The sequence below is a fragment of the Methylobacterium sp. E-046 genome, assembly GCF_022829625.1.
GTDB classification, from domain to species: domain Bacteria; phylum Pseudomonadota; class Alphaproteobacteria; order Rhizobiales; family Beijerinckiaceae; genus Methylobacterium; species Methylobacterium longum.
The window spans coordinates 1-4433 of record NZ_JAKSYP010000244.1; the positions used below are offsets into that span (position 1 = coordinate 1).

At 68.5% G+C, this 4433-nt stretch carries 3 protein-coding genes and 1 pseudogene; all 4 read right to left on the minus strand.

What is annotated here, in order from left to right:
- Nucleotides 1-435 (minus strand): annotated as a pseudogene (locus MKK82_RS26605) (hypothetical protein); the annotation flags it as partial.
- Complete coding sequence (locus MKK82_RS26610; RefSeq protein WP_243987321.1) at nt 435-2348, minus strand: hypothetical protein; 1914 nt, start codon at nt 2346-2348, stop codon at nt 435-437. The pseudogene MKK82_RS26605 and the gene MKK82_RS26610, both read right to left, overlap by 1 nt.
- A 43-nt stretch (nt 2349-2391) precedes the next feature.
- Nucleotides 2392-2676, minus strand: a complete 285-nt coding sequence (locus tag MKK82_RS26615) for a hypothetical protein (RefSeq protein WP_243987323.1) — start codon at nt 2674-2676, stop codon at nt 2392-2394.
- Nucleotides 2677-2687: 11 nt separating this feature from the next.
- The coding region (locus MKK82_RS26620) for a tail fiber domain-containing protein (protein ID WP_243987325.1) at nt 2688-4433 on the minus strand (1746 nt) is incomplete at its 5' end.

Below are 4433 nucleotides of genomic sequence, written 5' to 3' on the forward strand. Positions count from 1 at the left end.
AGTCCGACCTGCCGTGCCGGCCCGCCACGCAGCAGGGCCCGCCGATATCAGGCGTGGCGTGCCCGCGAGGCCGACGGCAATCTCGCCGGCCGTGTTGGCGTAGGGATGCGCAGCTTTCCCGTCGGTGCCGTAACCCTGAGCTGTCGGCAGCTCGGCGCGGTAGGCTGTACCGCGCTGGTATGACCGCAGAGCCGAGTCAGAGCGGCTGATCGCGCCGCGGCTGTACGGGCCCGCCACCGGGATCCCGTTGACAAAGCCACGGGCGGCGGCGTTCATCGCGCCCGTTTCGCGGCCGGTCTCCGCGTGGGTCTGCTCGGCCTTGAACGCGGCAAACTCTGCGGGATCAAAGCCGCCTCCAGTCGCCGGCGCCGGTCCGCCGGCAGCCTGCTTGAACGCCTCGAACTCGGCCGGATCAAAGGTGACGCCGCCAGCCATTACAGGCCCTCCTTGCGCATCCGCGCGAAGGCGTCGGCCTTCGACATGCCGCTAGTCATCAACTCTTGGAACCGCCCGGCCGCGCTTCCGCTGGGCTGGCTCTGCTGCCCGAGCTTGGGCGGGGTTGGGCTCTCCGGCATGTAGACGGAGCGGTCGGGGCTGACGCCATACTGCTGGGCCAGTCCACGATACCGCTCGGCCACACCGTCAGCGGTATGGCGAGCGGTGCCGTACAGCTCCTGAGCCTGCCCGAGGAAATCCTGTCGCTGGCGATCCGAAAGGAATTCACCGTTGCGGGCCTTGTTGTAGGCGTTCAGCACCTGCTCAGGCACACCCGCCGCGTTCTTGGCCGTGGCATACTCGCCCTCACGGACCACCGAGCCGGGGTCCAACATCTTCATGTAACCGAAGACCAAGCTCATGTCGGAGGCGGGCGATACCTGTCCGGGATTAGTCTCGCGCTGCCGGGTGGCGGCGATCACGCGGCCATAACCCTCGTGGACCTGCCCGAAGGTGCCGAGCTGCTTGGAGAACTCGGTCCGCAGCTTGTCCTCGGTCTCAAACCCCTCCGGCTTGTTGCCCGGTGCGGTGTAGACGGGCTGCCTCGTGTTCGGGTCGTACAGCACCGCGCCGGGGCGCGTGTTGATCAACTTGTCTGGGACGGCATCGTCCTTGGCCCTAGCCTCAGCGCCAGCCACGGCCGCCTTGTAGTTCGGATCAGCCTGACCGCCGACGACGGGACGTTCACCGCCCGGATTGTTCGGATCCGCCTCAAAGCCCGGCTGCGGACCGTTCACGGTCCCGACCCGCTGCCACTGGCTCGGATCGTTCGCGGAGTTCGGAGGCACGAGGTAGCGCACGCCGCCATAGTCGACGGTGTTCGGCGCGCGGGTCTGCTGCTGCAGCAGGTTCGTCAGCAGCGTCGGATTGCGCATGGCCGCGCGTGCCGCTGTCGGGTCGTACTTCAGATTGTTGACGAGGTGGTTGTACGTGTCCTGCTGCCCCTGCTGCTCCTGCATGAATTTGATCTGCTCAAGCTGACCCTTCAGCGAGCCGGACTGGCTGGATCCATAGCTCTGCAAGCCCGCCGCGATGCCCGGCCCGATGCCGCGGTTGCTCGCGATGCCGAGACCGACGTGGAACAGCAAGTCGCCGATCTGAGGGTTCACAGCGCCGACAGCGCGGGCGTACTGCTCCATCATGCTCGGCTGCGGGCCACCCTGACCGAGGGCAGGCGCCATCGGCCCGGCGGGCGCAGGAGCGGGCGAAGGCGCCCCTCCCAGGCGCTGCGGCTGCCCTGAGACCACCTGACCCGTAAGGGGGTCGAAGCTGTTCGCAGGCGGCATCTGCGGCACGCCAACGGGATCAGCAGGGGCGGCCGGAGCCGGACCGCCGGGATAGTCCGACAACGCCTTGACCTTCGGCGGCATCGCGCCTGCTCCGCCGGGGTTCATGCCCGACACGGTGCCGGTGGTCGACGGCTGGACCATCAGTGCATCGTCACCCGGTCGGGTCGGCGGCAACGGCACGGCGCGCGTGGCGTAGGGATCTGCAGCCCCTGCGAAACCACCAGAGCCGCCCCCGAACCCGGATCGGTCGAACAGCAGGCGGTCAAGCGGCGAGCCGCCCAACGCGACAGCGTCAGCGGGCCCGGCCTGCGCACGCTCTAGGGTCTGCACCTGTCCCTCGTCCATGGCGATGCTCGGGCGGCGCTGATCCACGGGCCCGGTGCCGCGGCCGGAGGGATCGACATCACCGGCACCGCGCGTCGGCTGGAACGGGTTGAGGCCCATCGTCGGGGCAGGGATTGCTGCCTGAGGGTCGCCCCCCTGCGGTGCCTGACGAAGCTGATCCAGCAGGCTCTGCAGGTCAAAGCCGCCGAGGTCGCCGAGGAAAGAGGGACCGCCGCTCATCGGTGCGTCCTGATGTTCGAGGATGAGGAGGAGGCGCCGCAGGTCATGCTGACCCCGCAGAGCCGCACATGGCGCCGAGGACCGTGATCCGTTCGCCGGCTTGGAGCTGAAGCTGTTCGAAAGCCTGCAGGAGCCCGGCGAGGTCATGGGCCGTGCCGGTGCCGCTCTCCAGGATCCACGCGGCCTGTGCGCTCACAGCCTGCAAGGACCTGAAGCTCATGGCGGCGTTGGCGCAGGCAACCGCGATCCGCTGCTGCAAATCTGTCGGCACCGCGTCGTCGGCCGGGACGGCGGGCGGCATCAGTTCGAAGGCGTCGGAGCGTTCCATGGCGCGCCTCTTCAAGCCACCGCGCGGCGCTTGCCGCGGGTCTGGGGCTTCGGGGCTCCGGTTCGAACCGGCTCCGGCTCCTGCGGGATCATGGCCTGCAGGGCATGGGCGAGGATGCCAGAGGGAGCACCCTGGTCGCTCGACATCGCCGCGAGCAGGTCGCCGAGCCCAGCCGGAGGGCCGCCATGGTCGGAGCCCGAGGGGTCCCGAACGATGATCGTCAGACGCGGCGGCTCAGCAGGAAGCGCGGCCGGCGCGGATCCGCCCGACGAGCCGTCCCTGCCCTTCTTCCGGCCCTTCGCCGCGAGCCGAGCGGCCTCGTCCGTGGCCTTGCCGTAGTCGACGCCCAGGAGATCACCGAGACCAATCGGACCCACAGCATCGGGCTTCCGGTCCGCCACCTCCTGCGCGATCAGGCCGATCTGGGTTCGAGGCTCGCCGCGGTAGTTGTAGCTGTAGATGGTCTGCCCATCCTTCAGCTCGCCCACGGGGCGGATGTTCTCTTTCATCCGCTCATCCGACGCGAACAGGCCCTTGATCAGACCGCCGCCGAGGGTCGAGCCGCCGCCTGTGCCGAGGCCGAGCAGGCTGGTGCCCAGGCCGAGGATCGACTGCAGCGGGCTTACGCCCGAGGTCTCCGTGCGCTGGGTGCCCTGAGAAACCTGCGTTCCGCCCTGGCTGCCGATTGCCAGCGGATAGCTCGCGTACTGGCTCAACGCCTGCCAAGGCGTCTGCTGCTGCTCCTGGAAAAGCTGCTGCGCGGCTTCTAGGCCCTGCTGCGCCTGCGCCTGCTGAAGCCCGCCGACCTGCAACAGGTTCGAGGCCGGCGCATACCGGAGCGCGTCCACGGACGGCAGGAGCCCCGCGGCTTGGTTCGCGGCGCTGAGCCCCTGCTGACCCGCACCGATGAAGCCCTGCGCCTTCGTCACCCCGAGGTTGCTGTTGAACTGGTCCCCGCTCAGCACCTGACCGAGAACACCAGCCTGAGCAGCCTGCTGAGCCTGTCCGAGACCGGCACCGGCGAGGCGCTGAGAGTTGTTCGTGGACTGCACGCCGCTGATCGCGTTCGTGATCCCGAGCCCGGCGCTCGATGCGGCCTGCCGCGCGGCGTCTATCTGTGAGTTGGCCGAGAGCTGGCGCTGCGCCTCCGTGTTGTATTGGCCGGCATACAGCGCCGTATCGGTGTCGTTGACCGCCTTCTGCATGGCGCCCGCGAAGCTGCCGGAACCATACCGCCCGCTTTTGGCGTAGGCTTCCTTTGTCGCGTTCGTCGCGTTCTGGTTCGAGACATCAACGAGGTTCTGGAACAACGCGTTTTTCGTCGGGTCGAGGTAGTTTCCGGCTGCGATGCCCGACAGGTTCGTTTCGGCCGCCGAAGGTGCCTGCGAGCGGTTGTAGAGGTCCTGCAACTGCGGCTGGGTCGTGAGATCCCGCGCCCCGCTCATGAAGGCGCCGGCCGTCTGGTTGATCGGGTTGTTCGCATCCCCGATCCGGTCCGCCAGCCCCGACAGCCGGGCCGTGCTCGCCTCAGGCACCGCCGCCAGCATGCCGAGACCCTGCTGCGTCGTGGGACTGATCCCGTTCGATCCGAGCACACTCTGCAGGTACGCCGTGCCGAGGCCGCCAGCATTATCGGCCGCGGCTTGGTCACGGGTGGACTGGATGCCGGCCGACTGGTCCGTGCTGAAATCCGCGACCCGAGGGCCCTGGTAGATCTGCGACCCGACGCCGGAGTCGTAGAGGGTCTTAGCGTCGGT